Genomic DNA, 21,454 nt, shown 5'->3' with positions numbered 1-21,454 from the left:
TTACCTCCACGATCGGTGCTCGTTGCCGACGTTCCACGTTGCCCATCAGAGGCGGCGGAAACACCGGTGGCGGCAGATGTCGGAGAAACCTCACACCTGCCGCCTCGGCCGGACCGTGGTACCGAAAGGTCAGATCTTGCGGTATTTCGCCTGGGCGATGCAGTAGACGCCGAAGGCCGCGATGCCGGCCGCGATCAGCGCCAGCACCCAGACGCCCCAGGAGTACCCCGCCAGCGTCTTGAGCGCCGCGTCCAGGCCACGGGCCTTGTCCGGGTCGTAGTTCAGCGCGGCGCTGACGACCAGCAGACCGGCGATCGCGTACGCGGTGCCCTTGGCCATGTAACCGGCCATGCCCAGCCGGATGATCGGCTTGCGGGTGCCGGCCTGCATCTCCTGGGTGTTCAGGTGCTTGGTGAACTTCCGCTTGTAACCGTAGTACGCCATGCCGACGCCGACGCCGAGGACGACCAGGCCGATCACGCCGACCAGCAGACGGCCGCCGCTGGAATCCATCAGCTTCGCGGTCATGCTCTCGTTGCTGTCGCCCATCGAGGAGCCGGCGCCCTGGACGATCTTGATCGCGTTCCAGGCCAGGTAGGTGTAGAGGACGGCGCGGACGCCGGAGAGGACCCGCTCGGCCATCGCGGTGCGGTCCTGCGGGCCGCTCTCACCGATGGCGGCCTCGAAGGCCTGCCAGATCGCCATCGCCCCCAGGCCGACGGCGATGACGATCAGCAGGGTCTTGCCGAAGGACTGCTGGGCGATGGTCTGCAGTGCCCCGGACTGGTCGCTGTCCTGGCCGGAGCCGCCGAAGGCGACCTGCAGCGCGATCCAGGCGAAGAGCAGGTGGATGATGCCGTAGCCGATGAAGCCGCCCCGGGCGAGGTACTCCAGTGGCTTACTCTCGGCCGCGCGCGACGCGGTGTTCTTGACGTTCGAAGCTGCGGTGGACATGGCCCTCATGTCACCGAAAGCGACGTTCGTCAAACGTCGTGTGTCAGCGCCGGTGATGTGCTACCGCTCGTGTCCCGTCAGCGGGAGACCTCGATCTGGATCTGGTCCTGCGTCACGCTCTCCAGCTGGACCTGGAGCCCGGCCACCTCGGTGGCGGCTCCGCCGGTCGTGAGGCTCACCTGTTCGCCGGCGACGTCCAGGGTCACCGAGTTGTCGTCGGCGCTGACGAACTTGGCCTCCACGCCGAGGACGCTCACACTCGCGTTGGTCTCGCGGGCGATGGAGACGGTGCATTGGTCGAGGCCGCAGCTGACGTCGTCACCGCATGCGGTGAGCAGCGCTAGGCCGAGGGTGGCCGAGGCGAGTGCGGCGGCCAGACGCGGTCGGGGCTTGAAGATCAACACCCTTATCAGGGTACGCGGTGAGCACAACCCTAAGCTGTGCCGGATGAGCGACTACCAAGTGCTGGACAACGCCGCCGAGCACCGCTTCGAGCTGGTCGTGGACGGGGAGGTCGGCGCTCTGGCCACCTATCACGTCCGCGACGGGGTCCTGATCATCCTGCACACCGAGACGGCCCCGGAGAAACGTGGCCAGGGCCTCGCCGGCAGACTCGCCGCGGGCACCCTGGAGATCATCCGCGGTCGCGGGCAGAAGGTCGTGCCCGCCTGCCCGTACTTCGCCCGGTACATCGAGGAGTACCCGCAGTACGCCGACCTGGTCGCCCGTTCCTGACGGACCGGGGCCCACATCGAAGTGGGAGACGGGCGGCGACGTGGCCCGGCCGCCCACTTCGATACAACCCCTAGGCGGCCAGCGGCTGGGGCGCGGGCACCGGCGATCCGGCGATGATCTCGGCGGCCGCCCGGCCCAGCGCCCTGGTCGCGCCGTGCGTGGCGATGTGCACGCCACCGAGCACGGTCACCGGGATGCCCATCTCCACCACGATCGCGTCCGGTCGCCGGTGCAGGACCCCCGCCAGGACCGCCGCGATCCACGGGTGCCGGTGCACGTCGCGGACCACCAGCACCAGTGGGCGCTCGCCGCCGCCGGCCAGCACCCGGCCGGCCGGGTCGGCCAGGCCGGCCAGGTCCGCCTCGTCGAACCGGACCGCCGTGGTGCCGGGCAGCAGCTCGGCCAGCGGCGCCCCGATCCCCCACGGCGTCTCGCTGCCGATCGCGATGTTGCGTTCCGGCGCGAACTCGACCACGTGCGGCGCCCCGGACAGCGGCAGCGCGGGCCCGGCCGGCGTGCTGGTGACCAGCACCGCGCGCCGGGCCGCCGCGAACCCGATCGTCGACCCCAGCACCGCCACACCGGTCCGCGCCGCGTCGGCCACCGCCCGCGCGCCGGTCTCGCGCTGCCGGGCGGTCGTCCAGGCACCGAGCGCACGAACCCGGTCCACCGCGTCGCGCAGCCGGTCCTCGCTCAGCTCCCCGGACCGGACCGCGGCCACGATCGCGTCACGCAGCTCGATCGCGGTCCGCTCGTCGTCGTATCCACCGCCGACACAGATCGCGTCGGCGCCCGCGGCCAGGGCCCGGACGGTCGCGCCGGCCAGCCCGTACTTACGGCTCACCCCGCGCATCTCGATGCCGTCCGTGACGATCAGGCCGTCGAAGCCCAGTTCCCCGCGCAGCAGCCCGGTCAGGATCCGCGGGCTCAGCGTGGCCGGCAGCTCCGGGTCGTACGCCGGGACCACCAGGTGGCCGGTCATCACCGAACGGGCGCCGGCCCCGATGGCGGCCCGGAACGGGACCAGCTCGCACGCGTCCAGCTCGTCCAGGCTGCGGGCGATCACCGGCACGTCGTGGTGCGAGTCGACGCTGGTGTCACCGTGTCCCGGGAAGTGTTTGGCGCAGCCGGCCACCCCGGCCGACTGCAGGCCCCGCAGGAAGGCGGCGGTGTGCCGGGCCACCAGGTGCGGCTCGGCGCCGAACGAGCGGACGCCGATCACCGGGTTGCCGGGGTTGTTGTTGACGTCGGCGTCCGGCGCGTAGTTCAGCGTGATGCCGGCGTCGGCCAGTTCACGGCCGAGGTCCCGGGCGACCGCCTCGGTCAGCTCCGGGTCGTCGATGGCGCCGAGGGCCAGGTTGCCCGGACGGGAGCTGCCGTGACGGGACTCGAACCGGGTGACGTCACCGGCCTCCTCGTCGATCGCGACGATCACGTCCGGGTTCTCCGCGCGCAGCTGGGCGGTGAGGGCCGCGATCTGGGCGGGCGACTCCACGTTGCGGGCGAACAGGGCCACCCCGCCGAGACCCGAGCCGAGCCACCGGCGGACCCAGTCGGGCGCGGACGTGCCGACGAATCCCGGTTGCAGGACCGCGGCGGCGAGTTCCGGCAATTCGCCGTGAAGGGACATTCCCCCGTACCTCCGATGCATTCACGTACACCTATGTGAACGTTCTCCCTCGTCCGGGGACCAATGCTCACACCCGATCCGCTTTTAGTCAACAAACCTTTCTATTAGCTGTGACTGATCCCGGTACGATGTCGGCGTGTCCCTCACACCACTGGCACAGGCCACCGTCGACTGGTCGGAGATCCACGCGGTCCGCCTCCTCGGCGTGGCCCTCGCCGTGCTGTTCCTGCTCTGGGCCATCCGCCGCATGTTCGGCGGCAAATAGGGGTACCGAGGGCCCACCCCGTACATCCCCACACCGATCGGACGGCACCGCCTCGATGATGAAGCTCCCCATCTACGGCCCCCGTCTGCGCCGTGTCGCCCGCACCCACTTCGGATGGCGCAAACTGCGCCCCGGCCAGTTCAAGCCGATGCGCGCCGTGCTGCGCCGCAAGGACGCACTGGTGGTGCTCCCGACCGGCGCCGGCAAGTCGGCGATCTACCAGATCCCGGCCGTACTGCTGCCCGGCCCGACCGTGGTGATCTCGCCACTGCTCGCCCTGCAGCAGGACCAGATCGCCGCCCTCAACGAGCGCGACGACTCCAAGATCCGGGCCGTCCGGATCAGCTCCGCGGAGACCCCCCGGGAGCAGCGCGAGGCACTCGAGGCGCTGCGCAACGGCGAGGCCGAGTTCCTCTTCATCACCCCCGAGCAGCTCAGCGACCCGGAACGGGTGGCCGAGGTCCGCGCCCTCCAGCCCGGACTCGTCGCCGTCGACGAGGCACACTGCATCTCCGCGTGGGGCCACGACTTCCGCCCGGACTACCTGTCGCTCGGCGAGATGATCAAGCAGATCGGCCGGCCGCCGATCCTGGCACTCACCGCCACCGCGTCCCCGCCGGTCCGCGACGACATCATCGCCCGGCTGCGCCTCAACAAGCCCGAGATCCACGTGTCCGGACTGGACCGCAGCAACCTCTTCCTCGAGGTGGCGTACTGCCCCGACGAGGACTACCGGTGGCGGCGCCTGACCGGCATGCTCGACGAGGAGCAGCGGCCCGGCATCATCTACGTCGCCACCCGCCGCGCCGCCGAGGAACTCTCCGAACGCCTCACCGACGCCGGCTACCCGGCCGCCTACTACCACGGCGGCATGCCCGCCGGCCTGCGCGAACAACGCCACGAGGACTTCACCAACGACAAGATCGACATCATGGTGGCGACGTCCGCGTTCGGCATGGGCATCGACAAGCCGAACATCCGCTGGGTCGCCCACATGGCCCTGCCCGACTCCCCGGACAGCTACTTCCAGGAGATCGGCCGCGCCGGCCGCGACGGCAACCCGGGCCGCACCGTGCTGCTCTGGCGCTCCGAGGACGAGGCCATCCAGCGCTTCTTCCAAGGCGGCGGCCCCGACGTCGAGGAACTCACCCGGCTCGCCGGCGAACTGCACAAGGGACCGCTCTCCAAGACCGCCCTGCAGAAGGAGACCGGACTGGGCCCCCGCAAACTCGGCCAATACCTCGGCCTGCTGGAACAGGTCGGCGCGGTCCGCACCGGCACCGGCAACAAACTGTCCGTCCCGCCCGGCGCCCCGATGCCCGCCGAGGCCGCCCAGGCCGCCGCCGACGAGTACGAACGCCAGCAGGTGGTGATCCGCTCCCGGACCGACATGATGCGCGGATTCGCCCAGTCCCGCCAGTGCCGCACCGAGACCCTGCTCGCCTACTTCGGCGAAGACCTGAAGCACCCGTGCGGCCACTGCGACAACTGCGCCGACGGCACCGCCCACGAGGTCGCCGAGGCGGAGGCCGCCGCCGACACCCCGTTCCCGGTCCACTGCCAGGTCCGCCACGGCGAGTGGGGCACCGGCACCGTGATGAACTACGAGGAGGACAAGATGACCATCCTCTTCGACGAGGTCGGCTACAAGACCCTGTCCGTCCCGGTCGTCGTCGAGAAGGAGTTGCTGGTCGCCGTCGAGCCGGCTCGCTGACCGGTGGTCCTCCCCATCGGACCGGCATCACCGCTGTGAGCAGTGGCGGAACACCCGGGTTCCGGCCACGGCGAAGCACCGGCCACGAGCCCACCCCCGCCTCAATCGCGGCCGGGCGGGGCGAGGTGGGCGCGCTCGCCCTGCGGGCCGAACAGGGTCAGCAGTTCGGCGGGTTGTGGACCGGCACTGCCGATCCAGTGCGGGGTACGGGTGTCGAACTCGGCCGCCTCGCCGGGACCCAGCAGGTACTCCTGGTCGCCGAGCACGAACCGGACGGCGCCGTTCAGCACGTAGAACCACTCGTACCCGTCATGGGTCTGCCGGTGGTTCGCGGGTGAGTGACCCGCCGGTGGATAGATCACCTTGTAGGCCTGGACGCCACCGGGTCGGCGGGTCAGCGGCACCACGGTCAGGCCGGAGCGCTGCACCGGGCGCAGGTGGATCCGCGGGTCGCCGGTCGGGGGCGCGGCGACCAGGTCGTCGAGCGGCACGCCGTGCGCCCGGGCCAGCGGCAGCAGTTGTTCCAGGGTCGGGCGCAGCCGGCCGGTCTCCAGGCGGGACAGCGTGCTCGCGGTCAGGCCGGTCTCGGCGGCGAGGGCGGCCAGCGAGACGCCGCGGGTCTGGCGCAGGGCTCGCAGGCGCGGCCCGACGGCGGCGATGACGTCCTCTTCGTCGCTGGTCACGACCCCTATCGTGCGGATCCGCAACGTTTCTTGCAAGGCGGGAAGGGTGGCTCGCATGCTGCGGGGGTGACGAACGATCCCGCCTCCTTCTGGGAGGACCTCTACCGCGGCCGGCCCGCGGACGCCTCGCGGGTCAACCCGCTGCTCGCCGAGACCGCGGAGCGGCTGAGTCCCGGCCGGGCTCTGGATCTGGGCTGCGGCCCGGGCGGCGACGCCCTCTGGCTGGCCCGCCGCGGCTGGCGGGTCACCGCGGTGGACATCTCCCGCACCGCCGTCGACCGGGTGATCGCGCAGGCCCGGGACGCCGGTCTCGGCGAGTTGGTCGCCGGCGAGCGGCACGACCTGGCCGAGACGTTCCCGGCCGGGGAGTACGACCTGATCTCCGCGCAGTACCTGCAGACCCCGTTCGCCCTGGACCGGGCCCGGGTGCTGCGGGCCGCCGCGCAGGCCCTGGCGCCGGGCGGCCGGCTCCTGGTCGTCGACCACGGCTCGATCGCGCCCTGGTCCTGGAACCAGGATCAGGGCACCCGGTTCCCCACGCCCGAGGAGGTCGCCGGTGAACTGGCCCTCGACCCGGAGGGCTGGTCCGTCGTCCGCGCCGACCGGCCGCAACGGACGGCGACCGGGCCCGGCGGGCAGACCGCCACCGTCACCGATCATGTGCTGCTGATCCAGCGTGCCGCGGCGAAACCCGCCCCGAGGAGGGCCCGCAGACGCAGGGACACCGGGCCGGCCTGGACCGGCCCGGACGAGAGGTCCACTCTGGTGGGTTTCCTCGGCTACCTGCGTACGGCGATCGCCGAGAAGGTGTCCGGCGTGCCGGAACCCCAGGTCCGCACACCCGGCGTGGACTCCGGCACCAACCTGCTCGGTCTGGTCAAGCATCTGACCGCGGTGGAACGGTTCTACTTCCTCGAGGAGCCGATCACCGACCTGCGCCGGACCTTCCGGCCCACCGCCGGGGAGACCGTGGAGAGTCTGCTGGCCGCTTACCGGGAGACGACGGCCCGCGCCGACGAGGTCGTCGCCGGCTGGACCGACCTGGCCGGGCCCGCGCCACGGCCGCCGGGCCGCTCGCTGCCGCCGACGCGACGCTGGGTGCTCACCCACATGATCGAGGAGACCGCCCGCCACGCCGGTCACGCCGACATCCTCCGTGAACAGATCGACGGCACCACCGGGCGTTAGAACTGTGTCGAAGTGGTGGCGGAGCGAGGCGTGGCCCCACTTCGGCACGGCCTAGGCGGACACCGGGCCGGTGGAGTCGCGGATGATCAGCTGGTGTCCGGTGGGGCGCTTGCGCGGGCGGGCTCCCCGCGGTTTGAGGGCCATCTCCAGCGCCATCCGGCCCATCTCGGTCATCGGCAGGCGGATGGTGGTCAGGCTCGGGGAGAGGTCGGCCGCGACCGACACGTCGTCGAAGCCGACGACGGACATCCGCTGCGGGACCGGGATGCCGCGTTCGCGCAGGGCGGCCAGGACGCCCATCGCCATCGCGTCGTTCAGCGCGACGATGGCCGTCACCGACGGGTGCTCGCGCAGGATGCGGTCGGTGGCGACCCGGCCGCCCTCACGTACAAAATCAGTGTAGATAACCGAGATATCGGATAAAGCCATTTGATACGCCGGCAGCGCCGACGCGAATCCGGCCAACCTGTCGGCGATCGTGTTCAGCGCGGGCGTTCCCGCTATCACCGCGATCCGGCGGTGCCCCAGACCCAGCAGGTGATCGGCCAAGGCCCGGCCACCGTCCACGTTGTCCGGCAGCACCGCGTCGGCGCCGAGCGCGTGCCGGCCGATCACCGCCACCCGGCCGCCGGCCCGCTGGTAGGCGGCCAGCACGTCACGGGCCTCCGCCTCGGCGCGCGGGTCGCCGTACCCGGAGCCGGCCACGATCAGCACCGCGACCCGCTGGGCGATCAGGTTGCGGATCTGGCGCAGCTCGTGACCCGGGTCGCGGCCGGAGTGGCAGATCTGCACCAGCAGGCCCTGCTCGTCGGCGAGTTTGATGACGCCGCCGGCGATCTCCGAGAAGTACGGGTCGTCGACCTGGTGCACGATCAGGCCGACGGTGGTGCTGGAACCGCCGGCGAGGGTGCGGGCGAACGGGTTCGCCACGTAGCCGAGCTCCTCGGAGACCCGGCGGACCCGGTCGGCGACCTCGGCGCTGACGCCGTCGCGGCCGGCGAGCGCGCGGGACGCGGTGGCGAGCGAGACACCAGCACGTTGAGCGACGTCGATGAGGCGGAGCCCGGGTCCCGGTTTCGGCATCGTTAACTCCGGAGGTATTGCCCGTGATTGATGTCACAGCTTAGAGTACGCAAGCGCTTACGGAAGCGCTTTCGTGCTCGGTACAGAGGGGTGTCCGAGGATGTCGATCACGTCTTTCCGCGCAAGATTCTCCACCGGACTCCTGGCCACCAGCCTGATGATCTCCCTGGGCGCGTGTTCCGGAGACAGCGACGACAGTGCCGGCGACGGGCCGATCACCATAGGGATCTCCCTCCCGCTGACCGGCGACTTCGCCGAACCCGGCAAGGGCGTCCAGCAGGGCTACGAAGCCTGGGCCAAGATCGTCAACGACAACGGCGGCCTGCTCGGCCGCCAGGTCGAACTGACGATCCTGGACGACCAGTCCAATGCCGACCGGGTCGTCGCCGACTACGAGCAACTGATCGGGCAGGACCAGGTGGATCTGGTCGTCGGCCCGTTCTCCACCCGCCTGGTGGTGCCCGCCGCCCGGGTCGCCGAGGAGTACGACATGCTCTTCGTCGAACCGGCCGGGGCCGCCAAGGAGGTCTTCGAGCAGGGCTTCGAGAACCTCTTCTACGCCGCCCCCGCGGTGGCGAACGACCACTACAACCACCTGGCCGAGAAGATCCTCGCGCTGCCCGCGGACCAGAGGCCGAAGACCGCCGCGTACGCCGCGATGGACGACCCGTTCGCGCAGGGCACGGCGTACGGCCTGAAGGAGAAACTGGAAGCCGGCGGCATCGAGACCGTGGTGGACGAGGTGTACCCGCCGAACACCACCGACTTCAGCGGGATCGCCGCGAAGATCGCCGACGCGAAGGCGGACGTGCTGGTCGGCGGTTCGCAGTACCAGGACGGCGTGAACCTGATCGTCGCCCTGCAGCAGCTCGGGTACCAGCCGAAACTGGCGGCGTTCTCCACCGCGCCGACCAACCCCGAGTTCGCCGCCGCGATCGGCGACAAGACCGAGGGCGTGCTCTCCCCCACCGGCTACAGCCAGGACGCGCCGTATCCGTCGAACTCCGAGTTCGTCGAGAAGTTCACCGCGCAGTTCGGTGTCCCGCCCGAGGAGGACCAGGCCAACGGCTACACCACCGGCCAGGTGGTGGCCGCCGCGGTGACCGCGGCCGGCTGCGCCGAGCAGGGTGAGTGCCAGCAGAAACTGATCGACTGGCTCCGGGCGAACACGGTGGACACCGTCGTCGGCCCGCTCTCCTGGGACGAGACCGGCAAACCGAAGGGCGCACACATGATCCAGCAGTGGATCGGCGGCGACATCAAGATCGTGCTTCCGGAGGACGTCAAGGAGGCCGACTTCCTGTTCCCGAAGCCGGCCTGGTGAGGCGCGCATGCCTTCCGGCGCCCTGCTGTTCCAGAGCGTCATCCTGGGTCTGCTGCTCGGCGGTCTCTACGCCCTGCTCGCTTCGGGACTGACCCTCTACTTCGGCATCATGCGGGTCGTGATGATCGCCCATTCGGCGTTCCTGATCCTCGCCGCGTACCTCGCCTGGTGGTTGCACGAGAACATCGGGCTGGACCCGCTGCTCTCGATGATCGGCACGGTTCCGCTGTTCTTCGGCGCCGGGCTGCTGCTGCAGCGGGGTCTGCTGTCCCGGCTGCGCCCGGCCACCCTGACGATGATGTCGGTGCTGCTCACCTTCGCGGTGGCGCTGCTCGTCGAGGGCCTGCTGGGCTACGCCTTCTCCGGTACGCAACGCCGCATCAACCTCGGCTACGGCTCGGCCGGCCTGGACCTGTTCGGGGCCCGGATCGCCGTGGTCAAACTGATCGCGTTCGGTCTGGCGGTGGTCGCGCTCGGCACGCTCTGGCTGCTGATGAAGCGGACCCGGTTCGGCTGGGCGCTGCGAGCGACCATCCAGCACCGGGACGCGGCCCGGCTGCTCGGCATCGACACCGAACGGGTGGCCGGTTACGGCTTCGGCCTGGGGCTGGCCACCGCGGCGATCGGCGGGACCGCGCTGTCGCTGGACACCACGATCTATCCGTCGCTGCACTGGCACTGGATCGGCCCGCTGATGGCGATCATCGTGGTCGGCGGGCTGGGCAGTGTGCCCGGCGCGGCCATCGCCGCGTTGCTGCTCGGACTGGCGCAGAGCCTGCTGCAGATCCCGATGGGCACCACCTGGGCGCAGACGATCTTCTATCTGGCGCTCTTCGTCACCCTCGCATTCCGGCCACAGGGATTCTTCGGAGGCCGCCTTGCCCAGCGTTTCTAGAGTCCTCAAGATCGCCGCGATCGTGCTGGTCGCGGCCGCGATCCTGGCCTTCCCGAGCCTCGCGCCGAACCCGTACGTGCTGTCCGCCGGCGTGCTGGTGCTCAACTACGCGGTACTCGCCACCTCGTGGAACTTCGTCGGCGGCTTCACCGGGTACATCTCGCTCGGGCACGGCGCGCTGGCCGGACTGGGCGGTTACGCCACCGGTCTGCTGGTGGTCAAGGGCGGCCTTCCGGCCTTCGCCGCCCTGCTGGTGGGCGCCGCGCTGGTCGCCGCGGTCGCGGTCCCGGTCGGCTTCGCCGCTCTTCGGGTACGCGGGGCGAGCTTCGTGATCGTGTCGATAGCCCTCGTGTTGATCCTGCTGCTGGTCTTCCAGAGTTGGGCGTCGTTCACCGGCGGATCCCGTGGCCTGGTGGTACCCCGTCCGTTCGACCTGAGCCGGCCGGAGCATCACCGGGTCTTCTACTACCTGTTCGCCGGCCTGCTCGCCGTGGCGCTGCTGGTCTGGTGGCTGATCGACCGGTCGGTGTTCGGGCTGGGCCTCAAGTCGATCCGCGAGGACGAGGACAAGGCGGAGGCTCTGGGGACGGCGACTTTCGCGTACAAGCTGATGGTCTTCGTCGTTTCTGCGGGTTTCACCGCGCTGGCCGGTGGTCTGTACGCGCTCTGGTTCGGCGACCTCGACCCGGTGTTCCAGTTCTCCATCCTCACCGGCTCCTACCTGGTGCTGATGGCGCTGCTCGGCGGGGTCCGCCAGCTGTTCGGACCGCTGACCGGCGCGATCATCGTGGGCGTCGCCCTGGAGTACTTCAAGGTCGAATACGGCGACACGCCCCTGCACCTGGTCGCCACCGGTCTGCTGCTGGCCCTGGTGGTGCTGTTCATGCCGGACGGGGTGCTGCCCGCGATCGGCGACCTGATCAGGCGGTTCACCCCCGGCGACCGGACGTCGATCCGTGAGGTGAGCGCCGCCGAACTGCGCGACCAGCGCCTGCAGAACGCGGGAGGCACCCGATGACGCTGACCGTCACCGACCTGCGGAAATCCTTCGGCGGCGTCACCGCGCTGGACGGCGCGACGGTGGCCTTCCAGCCCGGCCGGATCAACGCGCTGATCGGGCCGAACGGCTCCGGCAAGACGACCTTCTTCAACTGCGTCACCGGCATGATCAAGCCGGATTCCGGCACGGTCGTCCACCGGGGCCGGGACCTCACCGGTAAGGCGCCGCACACGATCGCCCGCAACGGGCTGGGCCGGACCTTCCAGCTGTGCCGCACGTTCCCCCGGATGACGGCTGTGGAGAACGTGCTCGCCGCCGTACCCCCCAAGGGCTTGATCTCGGGTCTGCGCAGCGCGCGGCGGCGCGAGGAGACCGACCGGGCGATGGGCTGGCTGACCCGCCTCGGCATCGAGCATCTGGCCCACGCGGAGGCCCGCGACATGTCCTGGGGCCAGCAGAAACTGCTCGAACTGGCCGGCGTGCTGATGGCGGAGCCGCAGACGGTACTCCTGGACGAGCCGGCCGGCGGGGTCAACCCGGCGCTGCTGGACCGGATCGGCGCACTGGTCCGCGAGCTGAACGCGGAGGGCCGCACCTTCGTGATCGTCGAACACAACATGGACCTGGTGATGAGCATCAGCGATCACATCGTGGTCTTCGACCGGGGACGGCCGATCGCCGAGGGCCCGCCCGCCGCCATCCGCACCGACGAACGCGTTCTGGGGGCCTACCTTGGCGTCTGAGCTGTCCCTCACCGACGTGGTCGCGGGCTACGGGCGCGCGGCACCGGTCCTGCGCGGCTTCGACGTCGAGGTCCCGGCCGGCAAGATCGTCTGCCTGGTCGGGCCGAACGGCGCCGGCAAGTCCACCGTGCTCAAGGTCGCCGCCGGCCTGCTCGCCCCGCGCGAGGGCGCGATCCGGATCGGCGACCGCGAGGTGACCCGGCAGGGTCCGCAGGCCCGGCTGGCCGCCGGGGTGTCGCTGGTGCTGCAGGGGCACAGCGTCTTCCGCGAGATGACCGTCGCGGAGAACGTGCTGCTCGGCGGCTACACGCTGCGCGACAAGGCGGTTCTGGCGAAACGCGCCGCGTTCGTCAAGGAGGTCTTCCCGGTGGTCGCCGACCGCTGGGGATCGCTCGCCGGCCTGCTCTCCGGCGGGCAGCAGAAACAGGTGGAGTTCGCCCGCTCGATGATGGTGGACCCGAAGGTCGTCCTGCTGGACGAGCCGTCGATGGGACTGGATCCGAAGGCGACGAGCACCATCTTCGACCAGGTCGTACGGATGCGTGACGCCGGCACGGCGGTCCTGCTCGTGGAGCAGAACGCCCGGCGCGCGCTGGAGACCGCCGACCTGGGGTGCGTGCTCGACCTGGGGCGCGTGCACATCTCCGGGCCGGCCCGGCGACTGCTGGCCGATCCGCAGCTCGGGGAGCTCTACCTCGGCGCATCCGCACCGTTGAAAGGTCATCCATGAGACTTGCCGTGGCTGTCTCCGTGGCACTGAGCCTGACCGTCGGCGTCGTCCCGCCGTCCCCGCGATCCGATGTGGTCGCCTACTACGATTTCGACCATCCGATGCCCGGTGATCCCGCTCGGGAACGCGACCTGGGCAGGTCCTCCACCGAGATCGAACTGATCGGCGGTGGCGCGGCGCAGCGGGTCCGGGACGCCGCGTACCCCGGTGCCGGCCGGGCCCTGCAGACCCGCCCCGGTTTCAAAGCCGGCGTCTGGTCGGCCACCGGCGTACGCACGCTGCACGCCTTCAACGCGGTTCGGGGCACGACCGTGTCGGGCTGGTTCAAGCTGTCGATGGACTCACCGGCCACCGGGTTCAGCGCGATCGGGCTGGCCGGCATCCTGAGCGGCACCTCCGACGGGCACACGGTCCGCGCCCTGATCGAGGTCATGGAGGTGGACGACACGCTGCGGCTGGTGGCCCTGGGCCGCCGGATCGACGGCGGCGCGTCACAGATCTACGCGGCGTCCGAGGACTGGCGGACGCTGCTGCCCAAGGACCGGTGGGTGCACCTGGCCGCCACGTTCGACTTCGGCACCGGGCGGATCGCGCTCTATCGCAACGGGGTGCCGATCGCCGGTGTCTACACCGAGGCCGGCGACCCGTGGCAGGTGTCCGGGCCCGGTCCGCACGTCACCAGTGCCACCGACCCGCGCGGCATCAAGATCGGTGGGAGTTTCCCGCAGAACGCCGTCGAGCGGAATCCGTGCGACTGCCGCATGGACGCGCTCACGTTCATCAGCCGGTCCCTGTCCGCCCGGGACGTGGCACGTCAGTATCACTCCTTCCTCAGACGGGGGTAATCGTGTATCGCCGCATTCTTGCCGTCCTCCTGCTATTACTGTCCACAGTGGCCTTTGCGCCCGGCCGGGCCTTCGCCGCTCCGGCCGGTGATCCGATCGACGATCCGGTTCCGGTCGAGCCGGTCGCCTCACGACTCGGACTCGTCCTCTCCGAATACGCGTCCTTCCCGCAGTCCTTCACCACACCCGCCTTCACCGACCAGCGCCTGAACCGGTGGGCGCGGATCAACACCATCTCCGAACTCCCGGACGGCTCCGGGCGGCGGGCGGTGCCCGACCTGAACGGCAACCTCTACCTCGTCGAGAACGGGGTGCCACACGTCTACCTGGACGTGGCGGCCACCTTCGCGCCACAGTTCTTCTCCGGGCGCGGCCTCGGCCAGGGCTTCGGGTACGTGACGTTCCACCCGGACTTCGCGACCAACGGGCTGTTCTACACGATCCACACCGAGCAGGCGCCCCTGGTCTCCCTCACCCCGGACTACGAGCAGTCGTCGACCACGCTCTTCCACGGCGTGATCAACGAGTGGAAGGCGACCGACCCGGCCGCTGACACGTTCGCCGGCACCCACCGTGAGCTGCTGCGGATCGGCTTCGGCGGCCAGATCCACGGCATCCAGGAGATCAACTTCAACCCCACGGCCAAGCGTGGGTCACCGGACTTCGGCAAGCTCTACCTCGCGGTCGGCGACGGCGGCATCGGGGTACGCACGACCGACCCGCAGAACCTGTCCATCCCGCACGGCAAACTGCTCCGCATCGACCCGTCGGGATCGAACTCGCCGAACGGCAAGTACGGCATCCCGGCCGACAACCCGTTCGTCGCCCAGACCGGGGCAGCCGGCGAGATCTGGTCCTACGGATACCGCGACCCGCACCGGTTCAGCTGGGACCGGGCCACCGGCAAGCTCTACCTCGGGCACATCGGCGAGAAGTCCACCGAGTCGATCTACGAGGTCCGCAAGGGCGACAACGCGGGCTGGAGCGAACGCGAGGGCTACCTGGTCTTCGACCGCGACGCAACGAACGTCTGCGACCGGCTCTACCCCCTGCCGGCCGACGACGCCGCCAACGGATACGACTACCCGGTCGCCGTCTACGACCACAACCCGGCGCCCGGCTGGAACTGCACCGACGACGTGGGTGTCGCGGTGGCCGGCGGCTTCGTCTACCGGGGCACCGCGATCCCGGCCCTGCGCGGCAAGTACGTCTTCGGCGACCTGGTGGCGGGCACGGTCTTCTACACTGAGACCAGCGAGATGAAACGGGGCGGGCCGCCGGCCACCATCCACCGGCTGCACCTGTTCACCCCGGCCGGCGAATCCGTCCGCATGCAGCAACTGTCGTCGCCCGGCGCCCCTGGCAACCCGGAACGGGTCGACCTGCGGTTCGGCACCGACAACCAGGGCGAGCTCTACATCCTGGCGAAGGCGAACGGCAAGGTGTGGAAGGTGACCGGGCTGCGCACGTTCGCGGCCGGGCCGGTCGGCACGACCCACGTCGTGGGCGGTGCGACGGCCGCCGACTGGGCGCCGGTCACCCCGTCGAAGTGGCAGTTCACCGGCGGTCAGGTCATCCTGGCCGAGGCGGGGGCGGAGCGTCCGGGGCCGCGGCGGCCGTTCGAGTACGCGACGCTGTCGCGGGGGCCGGCATTCTCGTCGGTGCAGGTCGACGCGGACGTACGGTTGGACACGCCGGTGACGGTGCCGGATCGCGATGTCATCATCGTGTTCGGGTATCAGTCGGATACGCAGTTCTACTATGCGCACTTGTCTTCTGATAACACGATTTATCCGCACAACGGCATCTTCAAAGTGGACAATGCGGACCGGGTGCGGATCGACTATCAGTGGAACGGGCGGTCGCGGGGCGCCAACCCGGCGATCAGTGACACCGCGTGGCACCACGTTCGGGTCAAGCATCTGCCGTCGACCGGGGAGATCGCCGTATACGTGAACGGCGACCACGACCCGATCATGACGGCACGGGACACCACGTTCACGTCGGGACGGGTGGGGTTCGGGTCGTTCGACAACATCGGGCGTGCTCGCGGCTTCACCGTCACCGGCACGCCGGCAGCATGACTCGTCGTTTCACTGTCACTCCGGCAGCGTGACTCGCGGCTTCACTGTCACTCCGGCAGCGTGATCTGAAGAACGGGCGTCCGCGTGGGCGCCCGTTCTTCCATTCTTTTACGGTCTGAGCTGGCGGAACTGTTCGGCGGCACCACCGATGATCGGTTGACCGTGCCCGAACACCGCGTTCTCGAACTCGAGCCCGGCCAGCCGGGTGAGACTCTCCGCGGCCCGCTCGGCATCGGCGGTGGCCGGGCCGGGCGGCGGCCCGCTCAGCACACCCTTCAGGTGGGTCGCGGCATCTCCGGCGAACAACACCCCGCCGGCACGATCCAACAGATAAGAGACGTGTCCACGGGTACGCCCGGGAGTGTGCACAGCGACGATCCCCGGCACCACCTCACCCCCGTCGCCGGTCACCAACTTGTCAAGCTTGGTCGGTTCGGGGGTGCCGATCGCCCGGGTGACCAGCTTCGCCATGAACCCGGTCGGCCGGGCCTGCGGAATCGCCCCGGTCAGGTGCGGCGCATCAGCGGCGTGGGCGACGGCGGTGGCCCCGGCCCGAGCCCGCACCACGGCGAGACTCCCGGCGTGATCCGGATGGTGATGCGTGATCAGCACCATGGTCACGGCGTCGAGGGTCCGCCCGATGCTCCGCAACGACCGTTCCAGCACCTTGACGCCCTTGGGCAGCCCGGTGTCGACAAGCACCAGCCCGTCGTCGGTCACGATCACGTGCACGTTGACGTACCCCAGGGCCAGCTCAAAAACCCCGTCCACCACTTCCCGCATCCACCCATCCTCCCTCCCCGGTCACGCCCTGATCATCCGGGCACGATGGGGGCGGAACCGGCGGCTCGCTGCGCCTTGCCGCGTGCTTCGCGGACAGAATCGAGAAGCGCGGTGTCCTGAGCAAGATCGGGGTCGCCGATCTCCTTCTCGAGCGCCACGACGCGTTCGAGTTCACTGATCGCCTGATCGAGGTCGTTCAGCAGCAGGTAGCTCCCGGCCATGTTGTAGCGGGTCACCACCTCACCGGCCCGGTCGCCGACCTCTTCGCGGATGGGCAGCGCCTGCCGATAGTTGTCGAGGGCCTCCCGGGGCCTGTTCATCTCCTCGTGGACCAGTCCGATGTTGGTCAGTGTGGTGGCCTCACCGGCCCGGTCGCCGACGTCCCGTTGGAGGAGCAGCGACTGCCGGTAGAAGTCGAGAGCCTCCTGTCGCCTGCCCAGGATGCTGTGCGCAAGGCCGATGTTGGTCAGTGCGGTGGCTTCGGCGGCTCGGTCGCCGATCTCTCGTTGGACGGTCAGCGCCAGCTGGTAGCAGGCTAATGCCTGATGCTGATCGCCGAGTCTGCCGTGAGCCAGCCCCATGCTGTTGACCGTGGCGGCCTCGCCGACCTGGTTGCCGACCTTCTTGTGGAGAGGGAGGGCCTGCCCCAGGTAGTCGAGTGCGCGCTGCTGATGACCGAGATCGCTGTAGAGGATGCCGATGTTGGTGAGCGTCCCGGCCACACCTCCGCTGTCCTTGATCCTCTGCTGGATGTCCAGAGCCTGCTGGTAGTGATGAAGAGCCTGCTTCCGGTCACCGAGGTGCTGGTAGGCGACCCCGATGTTGCCGAGGATGGTGGATTCGCTCGCCCGCTCACCGAGATCCCGCCAGATCCGCAGCGCGGGCCCATAGTGATCGAGGGCTTGCCGTAGTTCGCCCAGAACGCTGAACGCGGCTCCCATATTGTTGAGAGCACGGGCCTCACCCACCCGGTCCCCAGCCCTCCTGACGAGCCTCAGAGCCTCCCGGTAGTCGTCCAATGCCCCTCGTGGCCGGCCGGTGGAAGCGCGCGCCCGGCCACGGTGGTTCAGAGTGCCGCCGTTCGCGCCGAGCGTCAGAGTCGCGGTGGCGACCGCCTCGGCGGCGGCGAACGCGCAGCGGCTCAGCAGGATCTCGCACACCTCGTCGCCGACATGCCTGGCGATGGCGGTCTCCTGTCCGAGGACGGCGAGCCGGTGGATCTCGGTCCAGCGCTGGAGAGTGGTCATGGCGTGACCCGGGGCGCAGCCGGATCGAGAACCCAGTGCTGAAAGAGTGACCTCGCAGCGGCAGCGCAGGTCCGGGCGTACTCATCATCGGTGAGGTACATCCGGACCAGGGGACGCAGGACGTTGGAGACGTGGTAACGCGGCTCCGAGGTTCCGGAATCGGTGCCCTGCTCCAGCAGGCCGAGCTGGACAGCACGGTCGATGTGGCGGGCCGCGTCGACGTGGTCGTGCAGGGCGTGGACGGTGGCGGCGGGCACCGGAAGCTCGATCACATTGACCTTGGCGAGCATGGTGCGCAGCTCGATCGGCTGGGACTCGAGCAACTTGCCGGCAAGGACGGCCTCCCGGAACCGGTCGGCCTCCGCCTCGATCGCGGCGAGCAGGCCGCCGACATCGAGCGACCGATCGGCGACGATCCGGTCGAGCCAATCGAGCAGGCGGGGGTTTCCAGCCGCGGCGTCGATCGCCCGGTCGCGGATGGTGGTGTCGAGCGACGATTCACGGTTCAGGTTCTTCAGATTCGCGAGCTTCTTCTCCAGTTCGAGGTCGGTGAGGCTTTCCAGGGACTCGGTGACGAGGCCGGTGCCCGCGGGGGCGGGAAAGCGGTAGCGGCTGGTGATGATGACCCGGCTGGGGCTCTCGGACTCCCGGATGGCGGTGAGCAGGGCGGTGAGGATCTCGCTCATCGCGGCGGTCGTCACGTGACCGTCATCGCCGAGGGGGTCGAGGTTGCCCTGTTCGAAGTCGTCGAACACGAACAGGCAGGGCGTCGTGGCCAGCGGACCGTCGAACAGGTACCGCAACCGGACGGCCAGCGGAACCTGGTCGTCACCGAGGATCTTCGTGGCCTCGATCTGTTGGCTCAGCGAATCAAAATGAATCTTGGTGGTCAGCTCACGGAACCTGGTGAGGTCCACTCGCCCGTACCAGACGGCACGCTGGTGGTCGTGCATCCGCTCCAGCAGCCGCGACGCGAGACTACTCTTGCCCAGCCCGCCCATGCCGTGCAGCACCAGGGCCTGACTCACGGATTCCGTCAGTACGCGCAGGCAGCGCTGGACGACGCGTCGCCGGCCGACGAACTCGGTCCGGGACGCGACCCGGGAGACCTGGGTCTGTGGATCCAGGAACTGCTGGTCCACGGCCCGGATTCTCGGGCGTGCCCGTCTCGGCGTACGAAGCGGGGTCACCATCGGGGCAAGGGGTGCCCGGTCGGCGAAAACCCGCAGCAGATGCCAGTTCGGACTCCGTCTCTTCTGATGCAGATGGCGCCGGGCATCGGTGACCGCCTCATCCAGCGGTCTGCCGTCCGCCAGCGAGGCGTAGAGCTCGGCGGCGAAGGCGGTGGCCGTGATGTCGCCGACCGGCAACGCCCACCCGAGCACCGCCGGGGCGCCGGCCTCCACCAGGCTCTCGCTCATCGAGGGAAGCGCACCGGCATCCGGAGCGTCGCCGGTCAGACAGCCGGACAGGAAGACCAGCCGAGGCCAGTTCCCGCGCATCGCCTCGGCGATGTCCTCGGCGGTGGCCGTCGCGGGCGCACCGTACTCGTTCTCGACGACGAACACCGGGCGCCCGCCGTCGGTGGTGGCGTGCCCGCTCAGATGCAGTATGTCGAAGTGCCCATTGTCGTAACTGCGCGAGAGGATCCGCAGACCTTCGAGAGTGCCGCTCTCCTCGACGACCAGATCGGTGCCGGTCCGCCGGGTCGCCGTCAGGATGGCCGCCTCCTCGGCCTCGAAGCTGAGCACCGGTTCGACGCCTTCGGGCGACGTGGCCATGAACAACACACGCAGCGGCCGGTTCGCGGGCACGACAGGGGCGGCCGGCGGCCGGTCACCGGCGACCGCCCGGACCGGCAGCACCGGGGACCGTCCGGCAGTGACGAGGAACGTCCCGTTCTGGACGAGTAGCTCCCAGGGCAGATGCCGTAGCCGCTCCTCTGCGGTGATTCTCAGAACGGCGCCCTCCGGCCGGGACAGGACCCGGCTCAGCCACCGTTCCTCACCGTCGAGGAATCGCGCCAGCCGCTCCCCCAACTCGGTCAGCCGGGTCGCGCCGAAGACCTTCTGCGCGGTGGAGTGCGGGCCGTAGTCCCGGTCGACCAGCGTGATCAGTTCGTCGACCGCACCGCGTTCCAGGCCACGGGTCAACGGCGGTCCGTCACCCGTCGAGAGCCGCAGCTCGCAGTAGGTCGAACTCTGCTCGAAGATCTCTAACTCGAGCACGGCCATCCGGTTCATCGGGGCGTCCCCGTCTCTATTCAGCGGTTGCCGGATTCGCTATGACTCATGACGATCTCCAGTTGGACCTGGGTGGCATCGCTCACCTCGACCCGGGTGCCGTCCGCCAGGAAGACGGTGACAGTCGCCCCGTCCTTGCGACGGGACCGCCACCACTCGGTAATGATTTTGGCCGCTTCGACTCCGGTGAAACCTCCACCGTCGCGTTACCCATCCGACTCCGCCTCTCCTCGTAATACTCGCTCCAAGTGAGCGAGGAACAGCCGCATCTCGGTCGACCAGGGATGGCCGATCCGATCGGCCAGCTCGATCGCCTGCAGCACGGACACGACAGCAGGTCCCGTCCGCCCGGTCTGATCGAACAGAAGCGCCATGCTGTACAGCGTCACCGCCTCGGCGTACCGGTCCTCCGTTGATCGCGCTATCGCGAGCACATCGTCCAATGTGTCTCGGGCTCCGTCCAGATCCCCCGACGCCGCCTTGACGGCGCAGAGGTTGTGGAGTGCGGCGGCCCGGCCGACCGGGTCACCGATCTCCCACAGGATGTCGGCGGCCTGCTGGAAGTGGTCGAGCGCCTGCGGGAGTTCTTCCAGGCCGTAGTAGGCCGCCCCGATGCCGGCCAGGGTCGCGGCCTCTCCCGCGCGGTCCCCGGTCTCCCGCCGAACCGGAAGGATCTGCTGGAGATGGGCGAGCGCGCGCTGATGGTCGCCCATCTGGGAGTACACGGAACCGATTCGGCCGAGCGCCACAGCGGCGCCGTAGCGGTCACCGTCCTCCTGCCGTAGAAGCAGCGCCCGGTGGAAGTGGTCGAGTGCCTGCCGCGGATCCCCCAGCCTCTCGTAGACCGCACCGATCGTGTTGCGGACGGCGGCCTCGCCGTCCCGATAGCCGGCGTCCTCAGCCATGCGCAGGGCCGGTTCGAGGAACTCGAGCGCCGTGGACTGATCACCCGACCCGCTGTGGACAGAGCCGATCTGGGTCAGCACGGCCACCTGCCCGGCACCGTCGTCCGCTTTCCGGTACAGGGCCAGCGCCTGCTCGGAGTCCTCCAGCGCCAGTCGCGGGCGTCCGGTGGACGACCGTGCCCAGCCACGCCGATAGAGGGCTCCCGGATCCGGGCCGAAGGTCAGGGTTCTGGTGGCGAGTGCCTCAACGTCGGCGAACCGGGACCATCTCAACCACACCCGGCCCACCTGGCTGTCGACGTGCCGGGCGATGTCGGCCTCCGCACCGATGACCGCGAGCCGATGAACCTCCACCCATCGCGCGAGCCAGGCCGAATCCACAGTGGGCATGATAGGGAGTGAG

General features: G+C 69.7%; 20 protein-coding genes and 2 pseudogenes. 12 read left to right on the top strand and 10 right to left on the bottom strand.

All coding sequences use genetic code 11. The features are described from left to right. Positions 1 to 129 precede the first annotated feature (129 nt). Positions 130 to 954: a DUF1206 domain-containing protein gene (locus tag QSK32_RS32420; RefSeq protein WP_045746185.1), complete on the bottom strand. Its 825-nt coding sequence runs from the start codon at positions 952 to 954 to the stop codon at positions 130 to 132. 77 nt (positions 955 to 1,031) lie between these two features. Then, positions 1,032 to 1,358, bottom strand: a complete 327-nt coding sequence (locus QSK32_RS32415; protein ID WP_045746184.1) for a hypothetical protein — start codon at positions 1,356 to 1,358, stop codon at positions 1,032 to 1,034. 43 nt (positions 1,359 to 1,401) lie between these two features. On the opposite strand from QSK32_RS32415, the gene QSK32_RS32410 reads away from it, so the two are divergent. Beyond that, a complete protein-coding gene (locus QSK32_RS32410) occupies positions 1,402 to 1,689 on the top strand; it encodes a GNAT family N-acetyltransferase (RefSeq protein WP_045746183.1) in 288 nt (95 codons plus the stop codon). A gap of 70 nt (positions 1,690 to 1,759) precedes the next feature. Here QSK32_RS32410 and QSK32_RS32405 read toward each other — a convergent pair whose 3' ends face one another. Continuing rightward, positions 1,760 to 3,319, bottom strand: a complete 1,560-nt coding sequence (locus QSK32_RS32405; protein WP_045746182.1) for a glycoside hydrolase family 3 protein — start codon at positions 3,317 to 3,319, stop codon at positions 1,760 to 1,762. A gap of 136 nt (positions 3,320 to 3,455) precedes the next feature. Between QSK32_RS32405 and QSK32_RS32400 the strand changes: the two genes are divergently transcribed. Beyond that, a complete protein-coding gene (locus tag QSK32_RS32400; protein ID WP_281179112.1) occupies positions 3,456 to 3,584 on the top strand; it encodes a hypothetical protein in 129 nt (42 codons plus the stop codon). A gap of 58 nt (positions 3,585 to 3,642) precedes the next feature. Continuing rightward, entirely contained in the window at positions 3,643 to 5,298 is a 1,656-nt protein-coding gene (locus QSK32_RS32395; RefSeq protein ID WP_045746216.1) for a RecQ family ATP-dependent DNA helicase, read from the top strand. A gap of 101 nt (positions 5,299 to 5,399) precedes the next feature. On the opposite strand, the gene QSK32_RS32390 is transcribed toward QSK32_RS32395, so the two are convergent. Continuing rightward, positions 5,400 to 5,981, bottom strand: coding sequence for a helix-turn-helix domain-containing protein (locus QSK32_RS32390; RefSeq protein ID WP_285473997.1), 582 nt, complete (start codon positions 5,979 to 5,981; stop codon positions 5,400 to 5,402). 66 nt (positions 5,982 to 6,047) lie between these two features. Between QSK32_RS32390 and QSK32_RS32385 the strand changes: the two are divergent. After that, positions 6,048 to 6,659 (top strand): annotated as a pseudogene (locus tag QSK32_RS32385) (SAM-dependent methyltransferase); the annotation flags it as partial. Further along, positions 6,642 to 7,169 carry a DinB family protein gene (locus tag QSK32_RS32380; protein ID WP_342669814.1) on the top strand — a complete coding sequence of 176 codons (528 nt, stop codon included), beginning with the start codon at positions 6,642 to 6,644 and terminating at the stop codon, positions 7,167 to 7,169. The pseudogene QSK32_RS32385 and the gene QSK32_RS32380, both read left to right, overlap by 18 nt. Positions 7,170 to 7,220: 51 nt before the next feature. Here the strand turns inward: QSK32_RS32380 and QSK32_RS32375 are convergent, their stop codons facing one another. Continuing rightward, on the bottom strand, positions 7,221 to 8,252 hold the full coding sequence (locus tag QSK32_RS32375) for a LacI family DNA-binding transcriptional regulator (RefSeq protein WP_045746179.1): 1,032 nt from the start codon (positions 8,250 to 8,252) through the stop codon (positions 7,221 to 7,223). Positions 8,253 to 8,352: 100 nt separating this feature from the next. On the opposite strand from QSK32_RS32375, the gene QSK32_RS32370 reads away from it, so the two are divergent. From QSK32_RS32370 to QSK32_RS32340, 7 genes are read left to right on the top strand one after another with little or no spacing between them, the layout of a single operon-like run. After that, complete coding sequence (locus QSK32_RS32370; protein ID WP_285473996.1) at positions 8,353 to 9,576, top strand: amino acid ABC transporter substrate-binding protein; 1,224 nt, start codon at positions 8,353 to 8,355, stop codon at positions 9,574 to 9,576. A 7-nt stretch (positions 9,577 to 9,583) separates the two neighbouring features. Continuing rightward, entirely contained in the window at positions 9,584 to 10,471 is an 888-nt protein-coding gene (locus QSK32_RS32365) for a branched-chain amino acid ABC transporter permease (protein ID WP_045746178.1), read from the top strand. Next, positions 10,455 to 11,489 (top strand): branched-chain amino acid ABC transporter permease, encoded by a 1,035-nt coding sequence (locus QSK32_RS32360; RefSeq protein ID WP_045746177.1) that lies wholly within the window; start codon positions 10,455 to 10,457, stop codon positions 11,487 to 11,489. Before QSK32_RS32365 ends, QSK32_RS32360 begins: the two co-directional genes overlap by 17 nt. Beyond that, positions 11,486 to 12,214: an ABC transporter ATP-binding protein gene (locus QSK32_RS32355; RefSeq protein WP_285473995.1), complete on the top strand. Its 729-nt coding sequence runs from the start codon at positions 11,486 to 11,488 to the stop codon at positions 12,212 to 12,214. The genes QSK32_RS32360 and QSK32_RS32355 overlap by 4 nt, the downstream gene beginning before the upstream one ends. Beyond that, complete coding sequence (locus QSK32_RS32350; RefSeq protein WP_045746175.1) at positions 12,204 to 12,944, top strand: ABC transporter ATP-binding protein; 741 nt, start codon at positions 12,204 to 12,206, stop codon at positions 12,942 to 12,944. Before QSK32_RS32355 ends, QSK32_RS32350 begins: the two co-directional genes overlap by 11 nt. Then, positions 12,941 to 13,789 carry a LamG-like jellyroll fold domain-containing protein gene (locus QSK32_RS32345; protein ID WP_285473994.1) on the top strand — a complete coding sequence of 283 codons (849 nt, stop codon included), beginning with the start codon at positions 12,941 to 12,943 and terminating at the stop codon, positions 13,787 to 13,789. Before QSK32_RS32350 ends, QSK32_RS32345 begins: the two co-directional genes overlap by 4 nt. A 47-nt stretch (positions 13,790 to 13,836) precedes the next feature. Continuing rightward, the gene (locus tag QSK32_RS32340; RefSeq protein WP_285473993.1) at positions 13,837 to 15,873 is read left to right on the top strand and encodes a PQQ-dependent sugar dehydrogenase; all 2,037 of its coding nucleotides are present in this window, start codon (positions 13,837 to 13,839) and stop codon (positions 15,871 to 15,873) included. Between the two features lie 108 nt (positions 15,874 to 15,981). On the opposite strand, the gene QSK32_RS32335 is transcribed toward QSK32_RS32340, so the two are convergent. From QSK32_RS32335 to QSK32_RS32320, 5 genes and pseudogenes are all read right to left on the bottom strand, one after another. Then, positions 15,982 to 16,656 (bottom strand): MBL fold metallo-hydrolase, encoded by a 675-nt coding sequence (locus QSK32_RS32335; RefSeq protein ID WP_285473992.1) that lies wholly within the window; start codon positions 16,654 to 16,656, stop codon positions 15,982 to 15,984. 32 nt (positions 16,657 to 16,688) lie between these two features. Continuing rightward, positions 16,689 to 17,903, bottom strand: a complete 1,215-nt coding sequence (locus QSK32_RS32330) for a tetratricopeptide repeat protein (protein WP_285473991.1) — start codon at positions 17,901 to 17,903, stop codon at positions 16,689 to 16,691. Next, positions 17,900 to 20,146: a CHAT domain-containing protein gene (locus QSK32_RS32325; RefSeq protein WP_285473990.1), complete on the bottom strand. Its 2,247-nt coding sequence runs from the start codon at positions 20,144 to 20,146 to the stop codon at positions 17,900 to 17,902. The genes QSK32_RS32330 and QSK32_RS32325 overlap by 4 nt, the downstream gene beginning before the upstream one ends. Positions 20,147 to 20,166: 20 nt before the next feature. Beyond that, positions 20,167 to 20,328: pseudogene (locus tag QSK32_RS45590) on the bottom strand (effector-associated constant component EACC1); the annotation flags it as partial. Positions 20,329 to 20,352: 24 nt separating this feature from the next. Then, positions 20,353 to 21,432: a tetratricopeptide repeat protein gene (locus QSK32_RS32320; protein ID WP_285473989.1), complete on the bottom strand. Its 1,080-nt coding sequence runs from the start codon at positions 21,430 to 21,432 to the stop codon at positions 20,353 to 20,355. Positions 21,433 to 21,454 lie beyond the last annotated feature (22 nt).

This window comes from Actinoplanes sp. NBRC 101535, assembly GCF_030269225.1.
Classification (GTDB): domain Bacteria; phylum Actinomycetota; class Actinomycetes; order Mycobacteriales; family Micromonosporaceae; genus Actinoplanes; species Actinoplanes rectilineatus.
This window is presented reverse-complemented; position numbering and strand designations above follow the sequence as displayed.